General features: G+C 61.5%; 31 protein-coding genes and 1 tRNA gene. 17 read left to right on the forward strand and 15 right to left on the reverse strand.

All coding sequences use genetic code 11. From position 1 onward, the window contains the following. The first annotated feature begins 203 nt into the window (after positions 1-203). The 10 genes from ASE60_RS20720 to ASE60_RS20765 are packed head-to-tail and all read left to right on the forward strand — an operon-like array spanning position 204 to position 3,944. Entirely contained in the window at positions 204-437 is a 234-nt protein-coding gene (locus tag ASE60_RS20720) for a hypothetical protein (RefSeq protein WP_057252529.1), read from the forward strand. Beyond that, the gene (locus ASE60_RS20725) at positions 437-676 is read left to right on the forward strand and encodes a hypothetical protein (protein ID WP_057252531.1); all 240 of its coding nucleotides are present in this window, start codon (positions 437-439) and stop codon (positions 674-676) included. The genes ASE60_RS20720 and ASE60_RS20725 overlap by 1 nt, the downstream gene beginning before the upstream one ends. Next, entirely contained in the window at positions 673-996 is a 324-nt protein-coding gene (locus ASE60_RS20730) for a hypothetical protein (protein WP_057252533.1), read from the forward strand. Before ASE60_RS20725 ends, ASE60_RS20730 begins: the two co-directional genes overlap by 4 nt. Then, positions 993-1,232 carry a hypothetical protein gene (locus ASE60_RS20735; RefSeq protein ID WP_057252535.1) on the forward strand — a complete coding sequence of 80 codons (240 nt, stop codon included), beginning with the start codon at positions 993-995 and terminating at the stop codon, positions 1,230-1,232. The genes ASE60_RS20730 and ASE60_RS20735 overlap by 4 nt, the downstream gene beginning before the upstream one ends. Further along, positions 1,232-1,765, forward strand: coding sequence for a siphovirus Gp157 family protein (locus ASE60_RS20740; RefSeq protein WP_057252536.1), 534 nt, complete (start codon positions 1,232-1,234; stop codon positions 1,763-1,765). The genes ASE60_RS20735 and ASE60_RS20740 overlap by 1 nt, the downstream gene beginning before the upstream one ends. A 2-nt stretch (positions 1,766-1,767) precedes the next feature. Then, positions 1,768-2,727 carry a phage recombination protein Bet gene (gene bet, locus ASE60_RS20745; protein ID WP_057252538.1) on the forward strand — a complete coding sequence of 320 codons (960 nt, stop codon included), beginning with the start codon at positions 1,768-1,770 and terminating at the stop codon, positions 2,725-2,727. A 2-nt stretch (positions 2,728-2,729) separates the two neighbouring features. Then, on the forward strand, positions 2,730-3,251 hold the full coding sequence (locus ASE60_RS20750) for a hypothetical protein (RefSeq protein ID WP_057252540.1): 522 nt from the start codon (positions 2,730-2,732) through the stop codon (positions 3,249-3,251). Continuing rightward, positions 3,248-3,550, forward strand: a complete 303-nt coding sequence (locus ASE60_RS20755; protein WP_057252542.1) for a hypothetical protein — start codon at positions 3,248-3,250, stop codon at positions 3,548-3,550. Before ASE60_RS20750 ends, ASE60_RS20755 begins: the two co-directional genes overlap by 4 nt. After that, a complete protein-coding gene (locus tag ASE60_RS20760) occupies positions 3,547-3,753 on the forward strand; it encodes a hypothetical protein (protein ID WP_057252544.1) in 207 nt (68 codons plus the stop codon). Before ASE60_RS20755 ends, ASE60_RS20760 begins: the two co-directional genes overlap by 4 nt. Continuing rightward, on the forward strand, positions 3,750-3,944 hold the full coding sequence (locus ASE60_RS20765; RefSeq protein WP_057252546.1) for a hypothetical protein: 195 nt from the start codon (positions 3,750-3,752) through the stop codon (positions 3,942-3,944). The genes ASE60_RS20760 and ASE60_RS20765 overlap by 4 nt, the downstream gene beginning before the upstream one ends. An 11-nt stretch (positions 3,945-3,955) precedes the next feature. Here ASE60_RS20765 and ASE60_RS20770 read toward each other — a convergent pair whose 3' ends face one another. Then, positions 3,956-4,177 (reverse strand): hypothetical protein, encoded by a 222-nt coding sequence (locus ASE60_RS20770; RefSeq protein ID WP_112994541.1) that lies wholly within the window; start codon positions 4,175-4,177, stop codon positions 3,956-3,958. Between the two features lie 113 nt (positions 4,178-4,290). On the opposite strand from ASE60_RS20770, the gene ASE60_RS20775 reads away from it, so the two are divergent. Both ASE60_RS20775 and ASE60_RS20780 read left to right on the forward strand, forming a co-directional pair. Beyond that, positions 4,291-4,671: an HNH endonuclease signature motif containing protein gene (locus ASE60_RS20775; RefSeq protein ID WP_057252551.1), complete on the forward strand. Its 381-nt coding sequence runs from the start codon at positions 4,291-4,293 to the stop codon at positions 4,669-4,671. A gap of 265 nt (positions 4,672-4,936) precedes the next feature. Continuing rightward, on the forward strand, positions 4,937-6,082 hold the full coding sequence (locus ASE60_RS20780; protein ID WP_057252553.1) for a site-specific integrase: 1,146 nt from the start codon (positions 4,937-4,939) through the stop codon (positions 6,080-6,082). A 129-nt stretch (positions 6,083-6,211) separates the two neighbouring features. Here the strand turns inward: ASE60_RS20780 and ASE60_RS20785 are convergent. Continuing rightward, positions 6,212-6,288: transfer RNA gene (locus tag ASE60_RS20785), tRNA-Pro, on the reverse strand. Between the two features lie 309 nt (positions 6,289-6,597). Between ASE60_RS20785 and ASE60_RS35250 the strand changes: the two genes are divergently transcribed. After that, the gene (locus ASE60_RS35250) at positions 6,598-6,762 is read left to right on the forward strand and encodes a hypothetical protein (RefSeq protein WP_093232207.1); all 165 of its coding nucleotides are present in this window, start codon (positions 6,598-6,600) and stop codon (positions 6,760-6,762) included. Positions 6,763-7,067: 305 nt separating this feature from the next. Here the strand turns inward: ASE60_RS35250 and ASE60_RS20790 are convergent, their stop codons facing one another. From ASE60_RS20790 to ASE60_RS20815, 6 genes are all read right to left on the reverse strand, one after another. Beyond that, positions 7,068-7,604: a MerR family transcriptional regulator gene (locus tag ASE60_RS20790; RefSeq protein WP_057252555.1), complete on the reverse strand. Its 537-nt coding sequence runs from the start codon at positions 7,602-7,604 to the stop codon at positions 7,068-7,070. Between the two features lie 139 nt (positions 7,605-7,743). Continuing rightward, the gene (locus tag ASE60_RS20795) at positions 7,744-8,082 is read right to left on the reverse strand and encodes an integration host factor subunit alpha (protein WP_057252557.1); all 339 of its coding nucleotides are present in this window, start codon (positions 8,080-8,082) and stop codon (positions 7,744-7,746) included. A 92-nt stretch (positions 8,083-8,174) separates the two neighbouring features. After that, on the reverse strand, positions 8,175-9,146 hold the full coding sequence (locus ASE60_RS20800) for a beta-ketoacyl-ACP synthase III (RefSeq protein WP_057252559.1): 972 nt from the start codon (positions 9,144-9,146) through the stop codon (positions 8,175-8,177). 4 nt (positions 9,147-9,150) lie between these two features. Next, positions 9,151-10,209: a phosphate acyltransferase PlsX gene (gene plsX / locus ASE60_RS20805; protein ID WP_057252888.1), complete on the reverse strand. Its 1,059-nt coding sequence runs from the start codon at positions 10,207-10,209 to the stop codon at positions 9,151-9,153. Positions 10,210-10,410: 201 nt separating this feature from the next. After that, a complete protein-coding gene (locus ASE60_RS20810) occupies positions 10,411-10,962 on the reverse strand; it encodes a DUF177 domain-containing protein (protein WP_057252561.1) in 552 nt (183 codons plus the stop codon). A gap of 104 nt (positions 10,963-11,066) precedes the next feature. Beyond that, positions 11,067-11,606 carry a ubiquinol-cytochrome C chaperone family protein gene (locus ASE60_RS20815; protein ID WP_057252563.1) on the reverse strand — a complete coding sequence of 180 codons (540 nt, stop codon included), beginning with the start codon at positions 11,604-11,606 and terminating at the stop codon, positions 11,067-11,069. Between the two features lie 138 nt (positions 11,607-11,744). Between ASE60_RS20815 and ASE60_RS20820 the strand changes: the two genes are divergently transcribed. After that, positions 11,745-12,254: an outer membrane protein assembly factor BamE gene (locus ASE60_RS20820; RefSeq protein ID WP_057252891.1), complete on the forward strand. Its 510-nt coding sequence runs from the start codon at positions 11,745-11,747 to the stop codon at positions 12,252-12,254. A 69-nt stretch (positions 12,255-12,323) separates the two neighbouring features. Here the strand turns inward: ASE60_RS20820 and ASE60_RS20825 are convergent, their stop codons facing one another. The 4 genes from ASE60_RS20825 to ribH form a co-directional block, all read right to left on the reverse strand. Next, positions 12,324-14,459, reverse strand: a complete 2,136-nt coding sequence (locus tag ASE60_RS20825) for a sodium-translocating pyrophosphatase (protein WP_057252566.1) — start codon at positions 14,457-14,459, stop codon at positions 12,324-12,326. 196 nt (positions 14,460-14,655) lie between these two features. Next, positions 14,656-15,885, reverse strand: a complete 1,230-nt coding sequence (locus ASE60_RS20830) for an MFS transporter (protein WP_057252568.1) — start codon at positions 15,883-15,885, stop codon at positions 14,656-14,658. Between the two features lie 5 nt (positions 15,886-15,890). Next, positions 15,891-16,373, reverse strand: a complete 483-nt coding sequence (gene nusB, locus ASE60_RS20835) for a transcription antitermination factor NusB (RefSeq protein WP_057252570.1) — start codon at positions 16,371-16,373, stop codon at positions 15,891-15,893. Next, a complete protein-coding gene (gene ribH / locus ASE60_RS20840; protein WP_034803742.1) occupies positions 16,370-16,831 on the reverse strand; it encodes a 6,7-dimethyl-8-ribityllumazine synthase in 462 nt (153 codons plus the stop codon). Before ribH ends, nusB begins: the two co-directional genes overlap by 4 nt. 537 nt (positions 16,832-17,368) lie before the next feature. Here ribH and ASE60_RS20845 point away from each other — a divergent pair. The 3 genes from ASE60_RS20845 (at position 17,369) to ASE60_RS20855 (ending at position 19,095) form a co-directional block, all read left to right on the forward strand. After that, positions 17,369-17,869 carry a cupin domain-containing protein gene (locus tag ASE60_RS20845; protein WP_057252572.1) on the forward strand — a complete coding sequence of 167 codons (501 nt, stop codon included), beginning with the start codon at positions 17,369-17,371 and terminating at the stop codon, positions 17,867-17,869. 24 nt (positions 17,870-17,893) lie between these two features. Further along, positions 17,894-18,460: a GNAT family N-acetyltransferase gene (locus ASE60_RS20850; protein WP_057252574.1), complete on the forward strand. Its 567-nt coding sequence runs from the start codon at positions 17,894-17,896 to the stop codon at positions 18,458-18,460. 284 nt (positions 18,461-18,744) lie between these two features. Further along, entirely contained in the window at positions 18,745-19,095 is a 351-nt protein-coding gene (locus tag ASE60_RS20855; RefSeq protein WP_057252576.1) for a hypothetical protein, read from the forward strand. A gap of 91 nt (positions 19,096-19,186) precedes the next feature. On the opposite strand, the gene ASE60_RS20860 is transcribed toward ASE60_RS20855, so the two are convergent. From ASE60_RS20860 to nrdR, 3 genes are read right to left on the reverse strand one after another with little or no spacing between them, the layout of a single operon-like run. Next, positions 19,187-19,807, reverse strand: a complete 621-nt coding sequence (locus tag ASE60_RS20860; protein ID WP_057252579.1) for a riboflavin synthase — start codon at positions 19,805-19,807, stop codon at positions 19,187-19,189. After that, positions 19,807-20,916 (reverse strand): bifunctional diaminohydroxyphosphoribosylaminopyrimidine deaminase/5-amino-6-(5-phosphoribosylamino)uracil reductase RibD, encoded by a 1,110-nt coding sequence (gene ribD, locus ASE60_RS20865; RefSeq protein ID WP_057252581.1) that lies wholly within the window; start codon positions 20,914-20,916, stop codon positions 19,807-19,809. The genes ASE60_RS20860 and ribD overlap by 1 nt, the downstream gene beginning before the upstream one ends. A gap of 19 nt (positions 20,917-20,935) precedes the next feature. Next, a complete protein-coding gene (nrdR, locus tag ASE60_RS20870; RefSeq protein WP_034803756.1) occupies positions 20,936-21,409 on the reverse strand; it encodes a transcriptional regulator NrdR in 474 nt (157 codons plus the stop codon). Positions 21,410-21,419 lie beyond the last annotated feature (10 nt).

Below are 21,419 nucleotides of genomic sequence, written 5' to 3' on the forward strand. Positions count from 1 at the left end.
AGCGATAGTTGCAACATGGTTAAGGATCGGTTGAGGACGCTTACCTAGCGCCGATCTGACGAGAGTCTACCACTCGCCGATTCGCGCCTTCAACGGGAATTTCCCACATTAAGTAGGAAACTTTCTATTTCCCTGTTGCAAAGTTGAAAATATCCAACTATCTTCAACTCCATCAGCAAGGCGCTGACGAGAGGACGAAGCAAATGGCGATGGTCACCCGATACAGCATCCAAGACGAGGTTGGCCGGTTCCTGACGATCGACGGCCTGTTCTCTTACGACGACGCCGATGCAGTCGAGTTCAGGGACGAAGACGAGGTCATCGAAGAGTTGGCCACGAACCCGGAATGCCGTGGCTGCACGGTCGAGACCTATCAGCGCCTCTCCGATTTTCCCGATTTCACCGCAACGCCCTCGATCGAGAAGGAGGCCGCGTAATGTCCTTCAAGCCCCGCCGCGTGGCGCTGCACGAACTGTACCGCGAGATTGAAGCCCTCGGCGGTGGAGACACCGACCCGGAAGGCGAAGCATACAACCGAGCCATCCTCGATGCGCTGTCGATCCTCCGCGCCTGCGGCTTCGCCGAAGGTTCGTACGTCGATCAGCCGGAATACGAGAACCGCGCCCGCCTCGCTGTCCGCGAGTTCGCGCCAGTCATCGGAGCGGCGCTGGCATGAGCTCGAAGTACCACACCAAAACGCCGCTCCTGATCTCGGTCGCCGGCCTCGATATCGAGTTGGACCTTGAAGTCGAATATTCGATCAACCGGTACCGCGCCGCGACACTCACGCAGCCGGAAGAGCCCCGCTCTGTCGAGGTCGAGCAGATCCGCGCGATGATGGAATCCGTCGAGCTCCCTCTCCCGAGTTGGGTCGAACACGAAATCTACGAGAGCGACGGCTTCAAGAACCACCTTCTCGAAGATGCGGCCGACAAGGATGCCATGGCTGCCGAGGACGCCGCTGAGTACCGGCGCGAGTTGAGGGCCGGGCTATGAGCAGCCGTCCCGTCTCCTACGCCTGCGACCCGGCCAATCGATACTGTGAATGTGGCGCTTGCCAACTGCCGCCGGCCCGCAACATCGACCTGGACGGGCTCGCAGAGTTCAACCGCGCCACCTACGGCGTCGCCGCTTTCATCATCCTCCTCGCCGCCCTCCTCGCCTTCATGGCGATCGGGTTTGCGAACACCGAGGAGATCCACCGCAAAATCGTAGCCGAGAGGACCGTCTAATGACCGCTCCCGCAATCGAACACAGCATGCGCCGACAGACCGAGGCGGCAAAGGCCCTCCTCGTCGACCTCCGCAACCAAGGCGCCGACGACGACGCCGAGCTCGTCGCCGACACCATCGAGGGCGAAACGAACCTCATGGAGGCCATCGACGAGGCAATCGCCGAACTCGACGAGTGCGACGTTCTCGTGACCGGGCTCAAGGCCAAGGAAGCCGACTTCGAGGCGCGTCGCAAGGCGATCGAGAACCGCGCCGAGCGCATCCGCGCCCTGATCGAACAGGCGATGCTGGCAACCGACCAGATGTCGATGAAGCTGCCGACGGCAACCCTGTCGCTTTCGAAGCGCGCCCCGGGCCTGATCGTCACCGACGAGGCGGATATCCCGGCCAAATACTGGGTTGAGCAACCTCGCCCCGCCCCGAAGCTCGACAAGAAAGCCCTTACCGCTGACCTGCGCGAGAAGAATGCCGCCCCAATCCCCGGCGCCACACTCGACAACGGTTCGTTCTCTCTCACGGTCCGGAGGAAGTGACCATGAACGCGATTACCACTTTCGATATGACGCCGCGCCAGGTCGCTCTGGTCAAGCAGACGATCGCCAAGGACTGCAACGACGATGAGTTCAACCTCTACATGGAGGTAGCGAAGGCCAAGCGCCTCGACCCGTTCTTGAAGCAGATCATCCCCATGGTCTTCTCGAAGAACAACGCCGAGCGGCGCAACATGACCATCATCATCAGCCGCGACGGCCAGCGCGTCATTGCGCAGCGCTGCGGCGACTACCGTCCGGCGAGCAAGACGCCGACCTATGAGTTCGATGCATCGCTCAAGGGCCCGCTGAACCCGCACGGCGTGGTGTCGGCGACGGTCTATCTCTGGAAGCAGGACCCGAAGTCGGGCGAGTGGTACGAAGTCGCCGGCCAATCGTTCTGGGACGAGTTTGCCCCGATCAAGGATGAGTGGGGGAAGAACGACAACGGCAAGAGCTTCAAAACCGGCAAGCAGACCCTCGACGACAGCGGCAACTGGGCGCGCATGCCGCGCCTGATGATCGCAAAGTGCGCCGAGATGCAAGCCCTGCGCGCCGGCTGGCCGGAACAGTTCACTGGCCTCTATGACGAAGCCGAGATGGACCGCGCCAAGGTTCTCGACCTCACCGCCTCCGAAGTCGTCGAGAAAGAGCGCGAGGACCACCGGATGCGCGTGATCGGCGCCGACAACTCGATCACCGTCACCTGGGGTGACAACTGGGCCCTCGAAAACGTTCCTGTCGGGAAGTTTGCCGACGAGGTTATGCGGTTCCTAAAGGAGTCGTCGCCGGAAACGATCATCAAGTGGCAGGACGCAAACCGGGAACCCCTGAAGCGCTTCTGGGCCATGCAGCCCGGCGACGCGCTCGCGCTCAAGAAGGAAATCGAGGCGGCTATCGCTCGCAAGCCTTCGCGGCCGGCGAACGACGAGCATCTCCGTAATCATCCGATGATGGCGGGCTGATCATGGGCGGCCCGGTCCTTCTCCAGTGGAACGGCGAGGCCTTCCAGCCGGCGAACCGGCATTGGGCCAGTCAGTGCGACAAGCGTTTCGTGGTCGGCGAGTTCTACACGCTCGCCGAGCACAACGATCGGAGCATGAACACGCACCGGCACTATTTCGCATCGGTCGCCGAGGCCTGGCGAAACCTGCCTGAGCATTTCGCCGGCCTGCCCTTCACCGAATCCGCGGAGCATCTGCGCGCCTACGCGCTGATCCGCACCGGCTATTGCGACGCGCACACGATCGTCTGCTCGAGCAAAACCGAAGCATCACGCATGGCGGCGTTCATCCGCCCGATCGACGGGTTTTCCATCGTCGACGTCAAAGAGGCGACCGTCACCCGGTACGTGGCGAAAAGCCAGTCCATGAAGGCGATGGACAAGCAGGAATTCCAACAGAGCAAGGTGGCTGTTCTCGACTTCCTCGACGACCTGATCGGGGTTGAGCGCGGCGCCACGCAAAGTCACGCAGGGAGCGCAGCATGACTGATATCCGTTTCGCTCCGCCCTTCGAGGGCCAGCAGTTCACCAGTCACCAGCAGTGGGTGAACAAGGCCTCGTCCTGGCTGACCTGCCATCCTGAGTACCGGAACACCCAGCACGGTGAAACCAATGGCTGGCGCGGCCACCACTTCACCGCCATGTGCTTCGACAGCCTCGGACGTCGCTGCCGGAACGGCGCCGATTTCAAGCGTGCAGAGGACGAAGGCACCTTCCCGATTTGGTGGATTTGGCCCGATCAGATCCCTGAGCTCGTCGCGCGCGGTCAGGCGGTGCCAGCATGAAGAACCCGAACCCAATCAACCTTCAGACGTCAGAAGATGTGCGCAAGGCTGGATGGCAGGCCGAGAGCCGCGATGCCGACGGCCACTTGATGCGCGTGCATGCGCCCTTCGAGACGGACGAGGAAATAGTCTGGCTGGTCCGCGAAGCGCTTGAGCACGGCGAGACGGTAACGATCTGGTCGACGAAAGGCGGTGCAGCTTGAAAGCCCTCCTCCGCTCCCTCCGCACATGGTGGTTCCTAAAAACCATCGACCGGAACTTCGACCGAGCACACCCAGAGATCAAGAAGCGCCGCGAGGTGATCAAGGCCGCCCAAGGCCAGCACCGGAAGACGAAACACCTTCAAGACGAACTGCAGCCGGAGATGACCCGCCTGCTGAAAGCAGGACTTTAACGATGAACGATTCAGCCTTCTTCGTCTGTGACCTGCGGCGGAACTCGGCCCGTATGGTGGACCGGGTTTTCGTCGCCGGCTCCTTCGGTCGGTTTCTCCTGCTTCGCGGCTTGGCCGCTGCGCGCCGGCGGCTCATCGGCATCTTCCGAGCCAGACTCTCCCGACTGATCCGGCAATGGGATCGCTTCGAGGTCCATTTCTGGCGGGCTTGGCTTCCAAGTGGGCGCTGGCATTGGCGCGTCCGTCTCGGTCTTATTTCCCTTGGCGACTTTCATGTTTCGGCTCCTTTCCAAGTGGAAAACGAACCGGCTGCTATGGGTTATGTTCCACATGGGGAGACGTTCTGATGCGCAGCGTCTCCGAATGGATCGGCAAGACCGACGACACCCCGCCGCCGCCGCGCGTCAAGGATCGCATCCGCGATCGCCAGGGCAACATCTGCGCTCTGTCTGGCTTGCCGCTCGGTTCCGACGATGTCGTCCAGTACGACCACATCGTCCCGCTCTGGCTCGGCGGACGCAATTCGGAAAGCAACCTGCAGGCCGTCACGTCGGAATCCCACAAGCGGAAGACGGCGGCCGAGGCCAAGGTCCGGGCGAAATGCAACCGGACCCGCAAGAAGCACCTGGGCATCGCCAAAGCGAAATCCAGCTTGTCCCACCCGCGGTTCAAGCGTTGCATGGACGGCACTGTCGTGGACCGCAGAACGGGAGAGGTCATTCGATGAGCGATCTTCTCATGACAAGACGTGCTCGCCCGCGTGAAATCCGGCGCGGCCCGCCAAGAACAAGGAGCCGAAGAATGACGGCACCCATGCTACTCGACAGCGAGCAGGCTGCCCAACTCCTCAACGTTTCCACCCGGACCTTGCGTGAATTCGTGAAGGCTGGCGATATAGCCTATGTGCCGCTCGGCGCCGGCAGATCGAAACCGCGCCTCGGCTTCACCATGGACGACATAAACGATTTCATAAAAAGCCGGAGAACACGCGAGTGTCCGTCTACAAGCCAAAGAACACCCCGTACTACCACTTCGACTTCCAAGTCGCAGGTATACGATATTATGGCTCTACGGAAACAGCGAACCGACGCGAAGCAGAAGCCCGGGAGAAGGTAGAGAAGGATAAGGCCAAGGCGGCCGCGAAGGCCGCCAAGCACGCCAACGGCGCCGGCCCCCTGACCATCAGCGTTGCTACCGCCCGATATTGGACCGAGATCGGCCAGCACCACGCCAACAGTGATACCACCTGGACCGACATCAATCGCCTCGTCGACTATTTCGGTGCGGCGAAGCTCATGTCTGCTATCGGCGACGACGATATCGCGAAGCTCGTCCAGTGGCGACGAGCCCAGACAGCATGGGGGAAAGCCGAGACGAAGGACAAGAAGCCGATGCGTCTCGTGTCGGCCGCCACCGTGAACCGGTCGACCACGCTCGTCATTAAGAAGATTTTCACCCGGGCGAAGCGCACCTGGCGCTACGACTTCCCGCTCGAGCCGAACTGGCGCGACCATTGGCTCAAGGAGCCCGTCGAGCGCGTCCGCGAACTGAAGCAGACGGAAAGCTCGTCGCTCTATCTCGCCACAAGGGCCGACTATCAGCCGATCTTCGATTTCGTGCGCGCCACAGGCCTGCGCCTACAGGAATGCATCCTGCGATGGTCCGAGGTGGACTGGCAGACGGGATGGATTACGAAGCCAGGGAAGAACGATCGACCGGTTAGAACCGCGATCACGAGCGAGGTGCGGGAGATCCTGCTCCCGCTACGCGGGCATCATCACGAATTCGTGTTCACGTATCAGGCGGCACGCACGCGAACCGGCAAGGCTTCATACAAGGGAGATGGGGAAGGAAGGAAGAAGGGCGACCGTTATCCGATCACCTACAGCGGGTTGAAAACCCAGTGGAAGAGGATCCGCGGTAAAGCCGGCGTCGAAGACTTCCGATTCCATGACTTCCGGCATGATCTGGCGACCAAGCTGTTGCGCGAAACCGGAAACCTCAAAACGGTGCAAAAAGCTCTCAGCCACCGCGATATCAAGACGACGACACGTTACGCCCACGTGCTCGACGAAGAAGTCGCGGGCGCTCTCGAATCGCTTTCGAAGCGCAGACGTGCACAAAGGAAGAACAAATGACCGGACTGCTTCGGGACTTTTTCGGGACTATCCGTTCCCGAACCCGCGTTTTGAGCGCGATATGTTCCGGTTGCCTCTACTCGACGAGTGGCGGTAGCGAGCCAACATCATTGAAAATAAAGGAGAAAATGGTCGGAGCGGCGGGATTCGAACCCACGACCCCTTGACCCCCAGTCAAGTGCGCTACCGGGCTGCGCTACGCTCCGAACCGAGGAAACCCCTATATAACCAGCGCTTAGAGCGCAAGCGGGAATTTCGCACTCGGCGTGAAAAAGAAATCTCTGGCGTGGAAAAGCTGCGGGCACTCGGCGGGTCGATCAGAAGAAAAGTCCATTTTGTCGGAAGATCGCCCATGGATCGGCGATCCTCGATCGCAATGGAACCTTCACCAAACCTGAAATCACATCGTTGGAAACGCTGCCCCTGACGTAACGTGAGCTTGCCATCACAACCGATTTGAGGGACAGTTTGGTACTGGCCCTTGAGGCCTGGAGCCTCCCTTTCAGGAGTAGACCATGCCTCTTAAATCTCTGATGGCCGTAACCGCACTTGTCGTCCTGACGCTGTCCGGATGCGCGACGTCCGGTTCGACCAACACAACCTACGCGCAGTGGAACGGCCCCTATCCGCAGCCTGATGTTTCCGCATCCAGCCCCGGTGGTTTCCGTATGTCCTACTAAACGCGGCAACTTTAGTGTGAGCGACAGAACGCGGGCCCTGTGGGCATCCCTCAGTCGCTCACGTCAATGCATGCGTGGTTTGCCCCTTCCCTTGGGCCTGCAGCATTTGAATGCGAGCCGCCAATCTCACAAACTGACGATCGAACGAGTATTCGCCGATTGCTCGGCCGGAACCGTCGGCTGACTGTTATGCGACCCACGACCGCGCAAGCGTCACGCCTGCGTCGTCGGACAATTTTCCTATGGTCTTGAAGGCGGGGCGCCTCGTCGGACGAGCACGCGCTTGGTAGGCGACCGCGGTACTCTCAGCGCACCTGATCGAGCAGGCGTTTGCATTCCAGGAGATCGTAGAGCGCCTCCTGCAGCAGCGCCCGGTCTTCCTTGCCGACGGACGACGATTTGCCGAGCGAGATTTCCGGCACGTCGTCGCTGCCGCCGCCGAACGAGAAGAAGCGGCGGCTCGCCGGTGCCTTGGCGCGGCCGACGATCTGATCTTCTTCCGAAACGCCGGCCTTGGGCGGTGCCGGCTCCTCGTTGCTCGACGCCGCAAGCGCTTCGACGGTTGCGAGATCGCCGCTGGCAATGGCGGCAACGAACTTGTTGCCGTTGGTTTTCAACAGCTTCTGCACGCCCTTGATGGTGTAGCCGTGATCATAGAGCAGATGCCGGATACCCTTCAGGAGATCGACATCCTCCGGCCGATAATAGCGACGACCGCCGCCGCGCTTCATCGGCTTGATCTGCTGGAAACGGGTTTCCCAGAAGCGCAGAACATGCTGCGGCAGATCGAGGTCGTCGGCGACCTCGCTGATGGTGCGGAAAGCGTCCGGGCTCTTTTCCATGTGGTTCCCAATCCATGTCACGCGACTCACGCTCGCGGGCCGCAATGAACCGATATCATACCGATGATGGCACGAATCGGGTCCATTTCAACGGCTTATGGATGGGTTTTCAACCACATTTGTGGCTGAAGCCATGACTTCACGCCGCGGGAGATGCCGGCTTCTGCTTCGCTCTACGGCTGAGATGGGCCTTCAGCACGCGCTGCTTGAGCACGTTGGACGCCTTGAAGGTCATCACACGGCGCGGCGAGATCGGCACTTCCTCGCCGGTCTTCGGGTTTCGCCCGATGCGTTCGTTCTTGTCGCGGACCTGGAAGGTCGCGAAAGAAGACAGCTTCACGCTCTCGCCACGCACGATTGCGTTGCATATTTCGTCAATGACGGTTTCCACCAACTCGGCAGACTCTGTCCGTGACAGACCTACCTTGCGAAAAACCGACTCAGCCAAGTCTGCTCGTGTTACTGTTTTTCCGCTCATCTTCCCCCACCAACGTCTGGCACGCCGATCAGCGACCGAAGACTATTGCCCTTGCCTATTGTGGTCAAGCGCCTGCGTTGCCTCAGCATTTTTTACCAGCGTATCAGAACGGAGCCCCAAGTGAAGCCACCACCCATGGCTTCGAGCAGAACGAGATCGCCCTTTTTGATCCGGCCATCGGCCGCCGCGGTGTTCAGGGCCAGCGGAATGGACGCCGCGGAGGTGTTGCCATGGAGATCGACTGTCACCACAACCTTATCGAGCGGGATGCAGAGCTTCTTGGCCGAGCCATCGATGATGCGACGGTTGGCCTGGTGCGGCACAAGCCAATCGATGTCCTCGGCCGTCGTGCCGGTCGCCTCGAAGGCTGCCTCGATAACGTCGGTGATCATGCCGACCGCGTGCTTGAAGACTTCGCGGCCTTCCATCTTGAGATGGCCCACCGTTCCCGTGGTCGAAGGACCACCATCGACATAGAGCTTGTCGCGATGGGCGCCGTCCGAGCGAAGCTTCGCCGTCAGCACGCCACGGTCGGCATTCGTACCCTCGCCTTCCTGGGCTTCCAGGATGATGGCACCGGCGCCGTCGCCGAAGAGCACGCAGGTCGTCCGGTCGCTCCAGTCGAGGATGCGCGAGAACGTCTCCGAGCCGATCACCAGCACGCGCTTGGCAAGACCGCCGCGGATGTAGGCGTCGGCCGTCGTCACCGCATAGACGAAGCCGGAACAAACGGCCTGCATATCGAAGGCTGCGCCATGGCGCATGCCAAGGCGATCCTGGATATTGACGGCGGTTGCCGGAAACGTGTTGTCCGGAGTCGAGGTCGCCAGGATGATGAGGTCGATGTCATCTGGCGTAAGCCCGGCATTGGCGAGTGCGGCGCGCGCGGCGCCTTCGCCGAGCGACGCGGTCGTTTCGCCCTCGCCGGCGATGTGGCGCTGCCGGATGCCGGTGCGCTGCACAATCCACTCATCGGACGTATCGACCTTGGATTCCAGCTCCTGATTGGTAACAACGCGCTTCGGCAAAGCTGCGCCGAAGCCGCGAACGACGGAACGGATCATCTATTCAAACCTCATCATTCATGCCGGCGGAAAGGGCCTGCGGCGGTTCTGCACCATGGTACTTCGCCAGATCGAACTCGATCTTCGACTTCAGGCCATTCTTCACCATGTCGTAGCCGACATCGATCGCGGCTGCGAAACCTTCGGCATCCGCACCACCATGGCTCTTGATCACGACGCCATTGAGGCCAAGGAATACACCACCGTTGACCTTCCTGGGATCCATCTTCTCGCGCAGGCGATCGAACGCACCCTTGGCCAGGATGTAGCCGATCTTGGCAAGCAGGGTGCGCGACATTGCAGCGCGCAGATATTCGGCAATCTGGCGCGCGGTGCCTTCGGCTGCCTTCAGCGCGATATTGCCGGAAAAGCCTTCGGTCACAACGACGTCGACCGTCCCACGGCCGATGTCGTCGCCTTCGACGAAACCGTAATAGTCAAAGCCATCGATATTGGCTTCACGGATCAGGCGGCCAGCTTCCTTGACCTCTTCCTGTCCCTTGATTTCCTCGACACCGACGTTGAGAAGCCCAACCATCGGTCGTTCGATCTCGAAGAGGGCCCGCGCCATGGCGCCGCCCATCAGCGCGAAGTCCATGAGTTGCTGCGCATCCGCACCGATCGTCGCGCCGACGTCGAGCACGATGCTCTCGCCCTTCAGCGTCGGCCAGATGGCAGCGATCGCCGGGCGCTGGATCCCCTGCATCGTGCGCAGACAGAAGACCGACATGGCCATGAGCGCGCCGGTATTGCCGGCCGAAACGACGACATCGGCCTCGCCGGCATTGATCGCGTCGATCGCCTTCCACATGCTCGATTTGCCGCGGCCGCGGCGAAGCGCCTGGCTCGGCTTCTCGTCCATCGCCACGGCGATTTCACAATCGTAAAAGGTGCTGCTGGCCTTGAGCTTCGGATATTTTCCCAAGAGTTCCGCGCATTGTGCTTCGATACCGAACAACACGAACTTGATGTCCGGATGACGTTCGAGCGCTCTTGCGGCACCCGGGATGACGACTTCGGGACCATAGTCGCCACCCATCACGTCAAGTGAAATTCTGACCACGCGTGTCTTATCCTTCATTTCTGCCACACAACACGTGCCGTCGTGGCGCACTCACCTGGGACGCAATGACGAAACATATTGCTTCTGACGCTTGAGCCAAGCACGCGGCAGATCGCTTCACGGCTCTTTTGGCCGGTTTGGGGCCAAAATACTGCTTTTCCTTTGCGTGACAACCGAATTGTAGAAGAGGCTTTCGCGGCCTCAGTCCTTTTTCCAGTCCTTCAGGACAGCAAACGGGTTCGGCTTCTTGTCGTCCGCTGAGGTGCTCTCGATTCGCTCGCCGAAAGCCGCACCCGGCTTGCGCGGATAGGGGTCGATGGCAAGCGCCACCTGCTCGCTGACGACGACGCCGGCATCGATCGTGTCGCCCGTGAACGTGTCGGGGATGTCGGGACCATCCGGGTCGAGAATCATCTCGCCGCCGTCGTTGCTCGCCTGGCGGGCGAGCCGCGATCCTTCGGGAACCAGGATCGCTTCGACCGGTTCATGGATGTCGGCCTCGACGGGCTCGAGCGTCACCACGCAGCTTTGCACGATGCGGGCCGTGACATCGCCCTTGATCTTGACGCCATCCTTCTTCCAGCGCGCGATCTGCAACTCTGCGCTGAGCGACAGCACGTCCCTGACGCCCCAGAGCTTCGCCAATGCCGCCCTTTCCCGCTCGTTTGCTGAAAGCTGCACGCTGACAGCGTTCGCCGAGATATGCCCCACCTTCACCGGATAGGAGAAGGCCGGCTGGCTATCGTCTTTCATGATCGGATCCTTCCTCGCCAGGGCGATTGATGCCGCCCAGTCGCGAATGCAGCTGCCGCCCGGGTTCCCGCTCGCGGCGCTGATATCTCTTAATAACCGCTCTATTAAACGCCAGCGGATGGAATCTGCAACTGACCGGCCTCGACAACCTCTTCGGCAATGTCGGCGAGGTGCGCCTCGACAGTCAGCAGATAGGCTGCAAGCGCCTCCATCGAGGGTGCTGCATCGCCGCCTTCCGGATGAAAGTTACGCTTGAGTGCCGCTGCCAAGGCGGCCGTATCCTTCGCTTCCAGCGCTGCCGCGTAGGACTCGAGGCGACCGTAATACATGCCGGCCAGCTTCTTCATCTTCTTCGGAACGCCGGCATCGCCCACGCCGAGTTCGCGGATCGAGTGATCGACGTCCTCGAAGAAAGCGTCGATGATCTCCTGCGCGATCTCCTGGCCGGGCCTTGCCGAAGCACGGGTGCGGCGGAAGTAGAGGATCAGCATAGCCGACAGCATCTCGAACCGCCCCATGACCGTGTCCGGCACATTGAGGTCGGTGTAGAGATAAGGTTGGCGCGCGGCCGACGTCAGCAGTGCATACTGACGCTCGACAATCACGGCATTGCCGCTTTTTCTTTTGAACAGTCCAAAAATCATCACAAAGCTCGGGCTTGGCTTTCTCGAAATGCGCGCAAGCGCCCATCCCGTTGTTGCATGACAGCCGAAGCTGGTTTACCGAAGCAGGCACGAATTGCAATGGCGGATCTGCCATCGTTTCTCCAAGGGGAGCTGTCGTTGACGAAGCGGTATTTGAGAAAAAACTTTAAAACCCTCGGCCGCGTGGCGGCCGTAGCTACCATCGCCGGTCTCACCCTTTCAGCCTGCCAGTCCGCCAATGTCGGTGAAGTCCTTCATCAGGGTTATGTGGTTGACCAGGAAACGCTAAACCTCGTTCCCGTCGGCTCCAGCCGCGAGCAGGTGCTCCTGTCGCTCGGCACCCCGTCGACGACCGCGACCTTCGACAACGAAGTGTTCTACTACATTTCGCAGACCCGCAAGCGTCCCGTCGCCTTCATGAAGCCTCAGCTGGTCGACCAGTCGATCCTTGCTGTTTACTTCGACAAGGAAGGTACTGTCAGCCAGCTCGCACACTATACGCTGAAGGATGGCAAGGTCTTCGACATGCTGTCGCGCACGACGCCGACCGGCGGCAAGGAAACGAGCTTCCTCGGCCAGCTGTTGAGCGGACCAGGTGCCGGACAGGCTGCTGCAAAGAGCCTGTTCAAGGACTTCGGCAGCAAGTAGTTCACCCATCACAAAGCAAAAGGCCCGCGGAAGTCTCTTCCGCGGGCCTTTTTCGTTTCAGCGATACAATCAGGCGAGGACGGCCAGAAGCAGCAGCGCCACGATGTTGGTGATCTTGATCGCAGGGTTCACCGCCGGACCGGCCGTATCCTTGTAGGGATCGCCCACCGTGTCACCGGTGACGGATGCCTTGTGCGCCTCCGAGCCCTTGAGATGACGCTCGCCGTTCTTGTCGACGAAGCCATCCTCGAAGCTCTTCTTGGCATTGTCCCAGGCGCCGCCGCCCGACGTCATCGAGATCGCCACGAACAGGCCGTTGACGATGACACCGAGAAGCGATGCGCCGAGTGCTGCGAAGGCCGAGGCCTTCGAGCCCGACAGAAGCAGCACGCCAAAGTAGACGACGATAGGTGCGAGCACCGGCAACAGCGAGGGAACGACCATTTCACGGATCGCCGCCTTCGTCAGAAGGTCGACGGCGCGACCATAGTCCGGCCGCTCCGTGCCTTCCATGATGCCGGGTTTTTCGCGGAACTGTCGACGAACCTCCTCAACGATGGATCCGGCCGCACGGCCGACCGCCGTCATCGCGATACCGCCGAAGAGGTAGGGGATGAGACCGCCGAAGATCAGGCCTGCCACAACGTAGGGGTTGGAGAGATCGAAGGAGATCTGGCCCACATCGGCAAAGTACGGGTACTTGTCACCATTCGCCGCAAAGTAGCGGAGGTCGTTCGAATAGGCCGCGAAGAGCACCAGCGCGCCGAGACCGGCCGAACCGATCGCATAGCCCTTGGTGACGGCCTTTGTGGTGTTGCCGACCGCGTCGAGCGCATCGGTGGATTTGCGCACTTCCGGCGGCAGATGCGACATTTCCGCGATGCCGCCGGCATTATCCGTCACCGGACCGAAGGCATCGAGTGCCACAATCATGCCGGCAAGACCGAGCATGGCGGTGACGGCGATGCCGGTCCCGAAGAGGCCGGCGAGTTGGTAGGTGAAGATGATGCCGCCAACGATGACGATCGCCGGCAGGGCCGTCGATTCCAGCGAGACGGCAAGCCCCTGGATCACGTTGGTGCCATGGCCGGTGACCGAAGCCTGGGCGATCGAGTTCACCGGCCGTTTGTTGGTGCCGGTATAATATTCCGTGATCACCACGATCAGGGCCGTCACGATCAGGCCGAGAATGCCGCAGAAAAACAGATTCCAGCCGGTGATGTCCTTGCCGTCAACCGTACCAATGGTGCCCCATCCGATCGTGAAGGACGTGGCTGCGCCGAGACCGAGGATCGACAACACGCCGGTGACGATCAGGCCCCTGTAGAGAGCGCCCATGATCGAGTTGTTGGTACCGAGCTTGACGAAGAAGGTGCCGATGATCGACGTGATGATGCAGGCTGCGCAGATGGCCAGCGGATAGACCATGACCGTCGCGAGCACCGGCGTGCCGGCGAAGAAGATCGCCGCCAGCACCATGGTCGCGACGACCGAGACGGCGTAGGTCTCGAACAGGTCGGCCGCCATGCCGGCGCAATCGCCGACATTGTCGCCGACGTTATCGGCAATCGTTGCCGGATTGCGCGGATCGTCTTCCGGAATGCCGGCCTCCACCTTGCCGACGAGGTCCCCACCAACGTCGGCGCCCTTGGTGAAGATGCCCCCGCCGAGACGGGCGAAGATGGAGATCAGAGAAGCGCCGAAACCGAGCGCGACCAGCGCGTCGATGACTTCGCGCGAGGCGGGCTCATGCCCGAGGCCGGCCGTGAGGACGACGTAGTAGACGGAGACGCCGAGAAGCGCCAGGCCCGCTACGAGAAGGCCGGTAATCGCGCCTGACTTGAAAGCGATGTCGAGGCCGGAGGCAAGGCTGACGGAAGCCGCCTGGGCAGTACGGACGTTTGCCCGAACAGAAACATGCATGCCGATGAAGCCCGCAGCGCCCGAAAGGATCGCACCGACCAGAAAGCCGAAAGCGGCGGCGGGAGAAAGAAGAACCCAAGCGGCGATGAAAACGACAACACCGACGATGGCAATGGTCTTGTACTGACGCGTGAGATAGGCCTGCGCCCCTTCACGAATGTAGCCTGCGATTTCTTGCATGCGGGCGTTCCCCTGGTCGGCGGCCATCACCGACTGTGTTGCCCAGATGGCATAAACCACCGCGAGCAACCCGCATGCGATAACGCCCAACAAAATGGTCATTTCGCATTACCCTCCGTTACAACCCGCGGACTCACTCCCGGCCACGGGCCCCTCAAAACCGCGAATCACGCGCCACCTCCTCAAGCAGCACCCCCCACGGCGCGGCCAGAGTGCGGTTGCAACGGGAGATCGTCAAGCCCCGGAAAACGCCAGTGAGAAGGCGCTCCGGCCGCTTTGAGGTGTCAGGAGAATGGAGTTAGGCGGCAGCGTTCCGCGGTGTGCGCTTCAGGAGCAGCAGAAGTACCAAGCAGACGATGGTGACCGGCCACACGACCGCGTTCAGCATGTCCCATCCATAGGCTGACAGCACTTTGCCTGAGGCAAAGGACGACAGCGCCACGGTGGTGAAGAGGATGATGTCGTGGAAGGCCTGGACCTTGTCGGCCTCCTGCGGACGGTAACTGCTGGCGACGATCGCCGTCGAGCCGATGAAGCCGAAATTCCAGCCGAGGCCGAGCAGCACCAGCGCACCCCAGAAGTTCCAGAGTTCGATGCCCATATGCGCCACAGTCGCACAGGCCATCAGGAGAAGCAGGCCGCAGCCGACGATACGCTCGGCGCCGAAGCGGCTGATCAGCCAGCCGGTGAAGAAGCTCGGGGCGAACATCGCCAGCACATGCCACTGGATGCCGAGCGTCGCGAGCTCGGTCGAAAACCCGCAGCCCACCACCATCTCGACGGGAGCACCGGTCATCATGAAGGTCATCAGTGCATAGCTGGAGATGCCGCAGACCATGCCGGTGGCGAAGCGCTGGCTGCGTACGATCGCGCCGAGAGGACGCACGGCCTCATGGTGGTGATCTTTGACCATCGCACCCGGTTCGGGCAACCGCAGGGGTGCGAAGAAGAACGCCGCGAGCAGGCAGATCGGCAGCAGCACGACGAAAGCGCCGGCAAAGGCGACGGGCGCAAACAGGTCTCCGGCAAAGATGACGATCTGCGGGCCGAGCACGGCCGAAACGATACCGCCGCCAAGGATCAGCGAGATCGCCTTGGGTTTGTAGAACGACGGGGAAGCATCGGCGGCGGCGAAACGCAGCTTTTGGGTGAAGCCGTTCGACGAGCCGAGCATCGCGAGAGCAAAGGCGAAGAGCCAGAAGCTTTCGCGGAACAGCGCGACGGCGGCGAGCGCCGCGCCTGCGGCAGCGATCCCGGTCCCGGTCATGAAGGCAAACCGGCGGCCGATCAGGCGCGAGAGCATCGCGACCAGCACGACCCCAAGCGCCATGCCGACGTTGAAGGCGGTCAGAGGTGCTGTTGCCAGCGACTTGTCTTCCGCGAGCAACTGGTAGCCGGCGACACCGCCGATGGAGAAGCAGATCGGTCCGACGACGCCGAGGATGGCCTGCGCGGCAGTCAGATGGAAAACGTTGCGGCGCGCTTCGCGAAGGGTGGCCCCCATGTCATCCGCAGCAACCGCAACCATAAACTCTACTTCCTGAACTCGCTACGAACCTGCTTGGCAATACGATCGAGAACGGCATTGACCAGCTTCGGCTCGTCATCCTCGAAGAAGGCCTTGGCGATCTCGACATACTCGGCGACGATTACCGGAACCGGCACGTCCTTGCGTTCCAGCATTTCGAAGGTGCCGGCACGCAGGATGGCGCGCACGGTAGAATCGAGCCGCGACAGTGCCCAGTCGTCCTGAAGCGCCGAACCGATCAACGGATCGAGCTTGCGCTGGTCGCGCACGACGCCGGCGACGATCGAGCGGAACCAGGAGGCGTCAGCCTTCAGATAGGTGTCGCCGTCGACGTCCTGGCCGAGGCGATGGGCTTCGTACTCGGCAACCACTTCGAGCACGCCGGTGCCGCCAATGTCCATCTGATAGAGCGCCTGCACCGCGGCAAGGCGCGCGGCGCCGCGCTGGTTGACCTGCTTCAGCGGCTGATCCGAGGGTGTCTTCGTCACTTTTCCGTGCCCAGTTTCTTCTTCAATTCAATCATGGTGAGCGCCGCACGCGCAGCAAAGCCACCCTTGTCACCTTCCGACCGGCGGGCGCGTGCCCAGGCCTGGTCGTCATTCTCGACCGTCAGGATGCCGTTGCCAATGGCGAGGCTTTCGCTCACGGCGAGATCCATGATGGCCCGCGAAGATTCGTTCGCGACGATATCGAAATGATAGGTCTCGCCGCGAATGACCATGCCGAGCGCGACGAAGCCGTCATATTCCGTACCGCCTTCGTCAGCACCGTCGAGTGCCATGGCGATCGCCGGCGGGATTTCGAGCGCGCCCGGGACCGTTACGATATCATAGGTGGCCCCGGCTGCGTCCAGCGCATGTTTGGCGCCGTCGAGCAATGCATCGGCCATATCGTCATAGAAACGCGCTTCCACAATCAGAATGTGGGCTGCCGTGGTCTCTGCCATGGATCACCTGTCTTTGAGAGTTCGTCGCCGGTTGCGACCGGCAGGCGGCGGTCAAACCATGCCCGGCGCCGAATGGCAAGCAAATTCCGCCGCAAACGGCCTTTTGCTGCGCCGAACAGCGGCAGAATACCAAGCCCGAAGGGCTATCCTTGCCGTTCGGGCTTCGAACACAATCGCATGGTTGCTTGCGGTTTGCCACGCGGAACAGCAAGTTCAGGTACCAGGCAGGAATTGAACGAGGCATCCGCATGCTTGAGACCCCATCAACGATCCGCCTCCCCCGTGCCCCTCGAGCGGTCGTCTTCGATATGGATGGGCTCGCACCGGATTTCGGCTACGAGATGCCCGCCTCGCTCTACTCGACACAGCGCGCTCCGCCGCCGCATTTACCGTCATAGGATTGCAAAATCGAGGCATAAGCAACGTAACGTTTATCAATTTCGACGCTTGTCGGTTGACGTTCCCTCGATCGCGCGACACGGATAGGAACGGACCGTGGATGCTTCTTGCGAAATGCACGGCGTCAGGGAGATAGACATGACGGAAACGCGAAAACCGATCGTCAATCCGAAGACCCTCAACCTCGACCATTGGACGAAAGGCGAAGGGTTCGAATCGAGCGACGCTTCCTTCGGCGCGTTGCTGGGCCTTAAGGATCTCGGCATCGGCTACGGCGAAGTGCCGCCGGGCAAGTCCGGCTGCCCGTTCCACAATCACCACGTCGAGGAGGAGCTTTTCATCATCCTCGAAGGCGAAGGCACGTATCGCTTCGGCAACGAGCGCCATGCGGTTGGGCCGGGCGACATTCTTGGCGCGCCTGCAGGCGGGCCGGAAACGGCGCATCACCTGATCAACACTGGCAGCGTGGCGCTCAAATACTTGTCTATTTCGACCATGGCGGCCACCGAGATCTGCGAGTACCCGGACTCGGGCAAGTTCCTCGCCAAGACGCGCAGTGCTGATGGCCAGAGGCGATTCCGCTTCATCGGCAGACCGGAAGACACTGTCGACTATTGGGACGGCGAGCCGGGCGCCTGAGTTCACCACAGCATAGGATCGAACATGCATAGCGTGCCTATCATCGAGACAGACCGCCTCATCCTGCGCCCCTATCGCCGTGACGACTTTCCCTCCTACGCAGCGCTGTTCGGCGATGCCGAGGTGATCCGCTATGTCGGTGGGGTTCCTTTTACGCGTGAACAATCCTGGACGCGGTTCCTGCGCCAGGTGGGCATGTGGCACTATTTCGGCTTTGGCTTCTTTGCCATTCAGGATCGGGAAACGGGAGCATTCCTCGGCGAAGCCGGGTTTCACGATGTACATCGCGCCATCACGCCCTCGCTTGAAGGCACGATGGAGACCGGATGGGCGCTTTCACCAAAGGCCCATGGCCAGGGGCTTGCGACAGAAGCGGTCAGTGCGGCGCTGAAATGGGCCGATCACCAGTTCCCCACGCTCCGCAAAACCTGCATCATCGATGTCGGCAACCGTGCCTCAATCCGGGTTGCGGAGAAGCATGGCTTCAAGGAATTCTGGCGGACGACCTATCATGGCAACCACGTGATCATGTTCGAGCGCCATCAGAAGGCAACGACGACGCACAAGTTGCGTGCGCACGCCGAAACATGAACAATTTTTAATTGTTTTCCAGACCTTTACGCCGCGGAAACGGCCAGATTCCGGGCCAGCTTTCTAGGCGTTGGCACGACGCGCCCCCGCCCCAAGCCGAGGAAACGCCGCCCCAATCAGTCGAAACCGTCCAGCACGTCTCAATGCGGGTGACCCAACCCGCAATCGACCTCTGCTGGCCGCTGCGGCACGAGATGGTGACCGGTCTCCAAGGCCCACAAGGGTCACCCGTTCGGGTCGGCGCCCGGCGGTCGCGATGTCGCAAGCAACCAAGGAGCATGACCATGAACCGCATAGCCAAGCTTTCCGTCATCGCTGCTCTCTCCGCCCTTTCCTTCGGCGGCATCTCCTACGCGGCAGGCGCTGCGATGAACTGGCCGGCGCATATCGACCAGACAGTACGCCACTTCAAGGGCAACCACTTCAACATCGTTGACGTCGATACGCTCAAGGAAACGAGCCAGACACGGACCTGGATCAACGAAGCGACGCCGAAGCAAATCTCGGCCTTGCACGCTGCGGTCCACGCCAACAAGCCGCTCGCGGCCAAGCTGAAGGGCCCGAACGTCGAGATGAACAACATCGCCGGCGCTGAACAGGCGGCCGATGGCAGCCTGATCTTCTATCTGCGCTGAGCCGCAACCGCCCTCTCAAAACGCCACCGCCCCCAATCGGGGCCGGTTTGCTTTTTTTGAGACATATTCGGCAAAGAATCTCAGACTTCGCTCATGCCGGTTTGGGTGCCGGGAACTCGGCCAGGCGCGCCGCGTAACGGGCCATGGTGTCGACTTCAAAGTTGACGAAATCACCCGCCTTGCGTTCGCCCCAGGTGGTGACCTCCAGCGAATGGCGGATCAAGAGCACGTCGAATTCGACGCCATCGACCTTGTTGACCGTCAGCGACGTACCGTCGAGCGCGACAGAGCCCTTGGGAGCCACGAACTTTGCCAGATGCTCAGGTGCCCGCAGGCGAAAGCGCACCGCGTCGCCCTCCGACTCCACCGAGAGGATTTCCGCCTTGTCATCGATATGACCGGAGACCAGGTGGCCGCCGAGCTCGTCGCCAATCTTCAGTGACCGCTCGAGGTTGATCCGCGTGCCCTTTGTCCAGCCCGCAATCGTCGTCAGCCGCAGCGCTTCTTCCCAGGCCTCGACCTCGAACCAGCGCTCGTTGCTGCCGGCTTCAGGCAGGGCGGTCACCGTCAGACACACACCGGAATGGGCGATGGAGGCGCCCATGTCGATGGTCCTCGGATCATAGCTCGTGGCAACACGCAGCTTGATGCCTTCCTTGAGCGGGGTGACGGCATCGACGGTGCCGATGTCGGTAACAATGCCTGTGAACATCAGTTTTCTCTTTCGTATTCCTCGAACAGATCCTCTCCGTAGCGCGCTTCGGCGACACGCGTGAAGCCGGTCGGCACGGACTTACGGTCAAATGGGGATGCAATGCCGTTTTCGCCAATCGTCCCAGGCCCGGTGTAAAGCTGAATACGGTCGACGAGGGCCGCATCGAGAAAGGCGCGCGCCGCGACCGCTCCACCTTCGACCATCAGCGAGGAGATGCCGCGCGAGGCGAGGGCCGTCAGAAGGTCCGCAATCGAACCGGCTTCGAGCACCTCAACGCCGGCGGCCTCCAGGGCCGCCTTGCGTGCGGCCCGGCCGTCATCGACATCCGCGTCCGGACCGCCGGATCCGTCACTGGAGACCACGATCACCGGAACATCCCGCGCCGTTCGCACCAGTTTCGAGGAAAGCGGCAGGTCGAGCCGGCGGTCGAGGACGATGCGCAGCGGCGAGCGATTTTCGAGCCCGGGTAGCCGCACGGTCAATTCCGGGTCGTCGGCCGTCGCCGTGCCGATCCCGACGAGGATCGCGTCCGTCTCGGCTCTCAGCATTTGCACCTGCCCGCGGGAGATGGGATTGGTGATGCGGACCTGCCCTGCCCCCTTACGGCCGATCATGCCGTCGGCGGAAACAGCAAGCTTGAGAATCACATAGGGCCGCCGGCTTACCTGGCGCATGAGATAGGCTTCGAGTGCGTGCTGCCCCTCTTCAGCGAGAACGCCGATATCGACGATGATGCCGGCATCGCGCAGGCGCACGACGCCGCGCCCGGCGACACGCTCATCCGGATCGAGGATCGAGATCACCACGCGGGCAACGCCGGATGCGACAAGGGCGTCGGCGCAAGGCGGCGTCTTGCCGTGATGCGAGCAGGGCTCCAGCGTCACATAGGCGGTCGCGCCCCTCGCCGTCTCTCCGGCCTCTGCCAGCGCCTGGTTTTCCGCATGCGGACGACCGCTTCGCGCCGTCACGGCGCGGCCGACGATGACGCCTTCCTTGACGATCAGGCAGGCGACGGAGGGATTGGTGGAAGTCTGTCCGAGATGATGGCGGGCCAGCCTCAGCGCCGCGGCCATGAACCTCTCGTCTTCACGGGTGGGTCCTGCCATGGCTCTATCCAGCTTTCGCCTATTCGCCCGGATCGCGCGCGATCTTGGCGCTGATCTCGGTGATGACCTTCTCGAAATCCTCGGCATGCGAGAAATCGCGATAGACCGAAGCGTAGCGCACGAAGGCAACGTCATCGAGGCTCTTCAGGGCCTCGAGCACCTGCAGGCCGATTTCCTCCGAGGGGATCTCGGTCTCGCCGGAGCTTTCGAGGCGCCGAACGATGCCGGAGACCGCCCGCTCGATGCGGTCGCGATCGACCGGGCGCTTCCTGAGCGCGATCTCGAACGACCGCAAAAGTTTATCCCGGTCGAAAGGAACCTTCCGACCGGTCTTCTTGATGATCATCAGTTCACGCAACTGCACCCGTTCGAAGGTCGTGAAACGACCTCCGCAATCCGGACAAATCCGGCGGCGGCGAATGGCGTTCCCGTCCTCTGCAGGACGGGAATCCTTCACCTGACTGTCTTCAGAACCGCAATAGGGGCAGCGCATGAGCGACCGA

The sequence above is a fragment of the Ensifer sp. Root278 genome, from assembly GCF_001429285.1.
Classification (GTDB): Bacteria; Pseudomonadota; Alphaproteobacteria; order Rhizobiales; family Rhizobiaceae; genus Ensifer.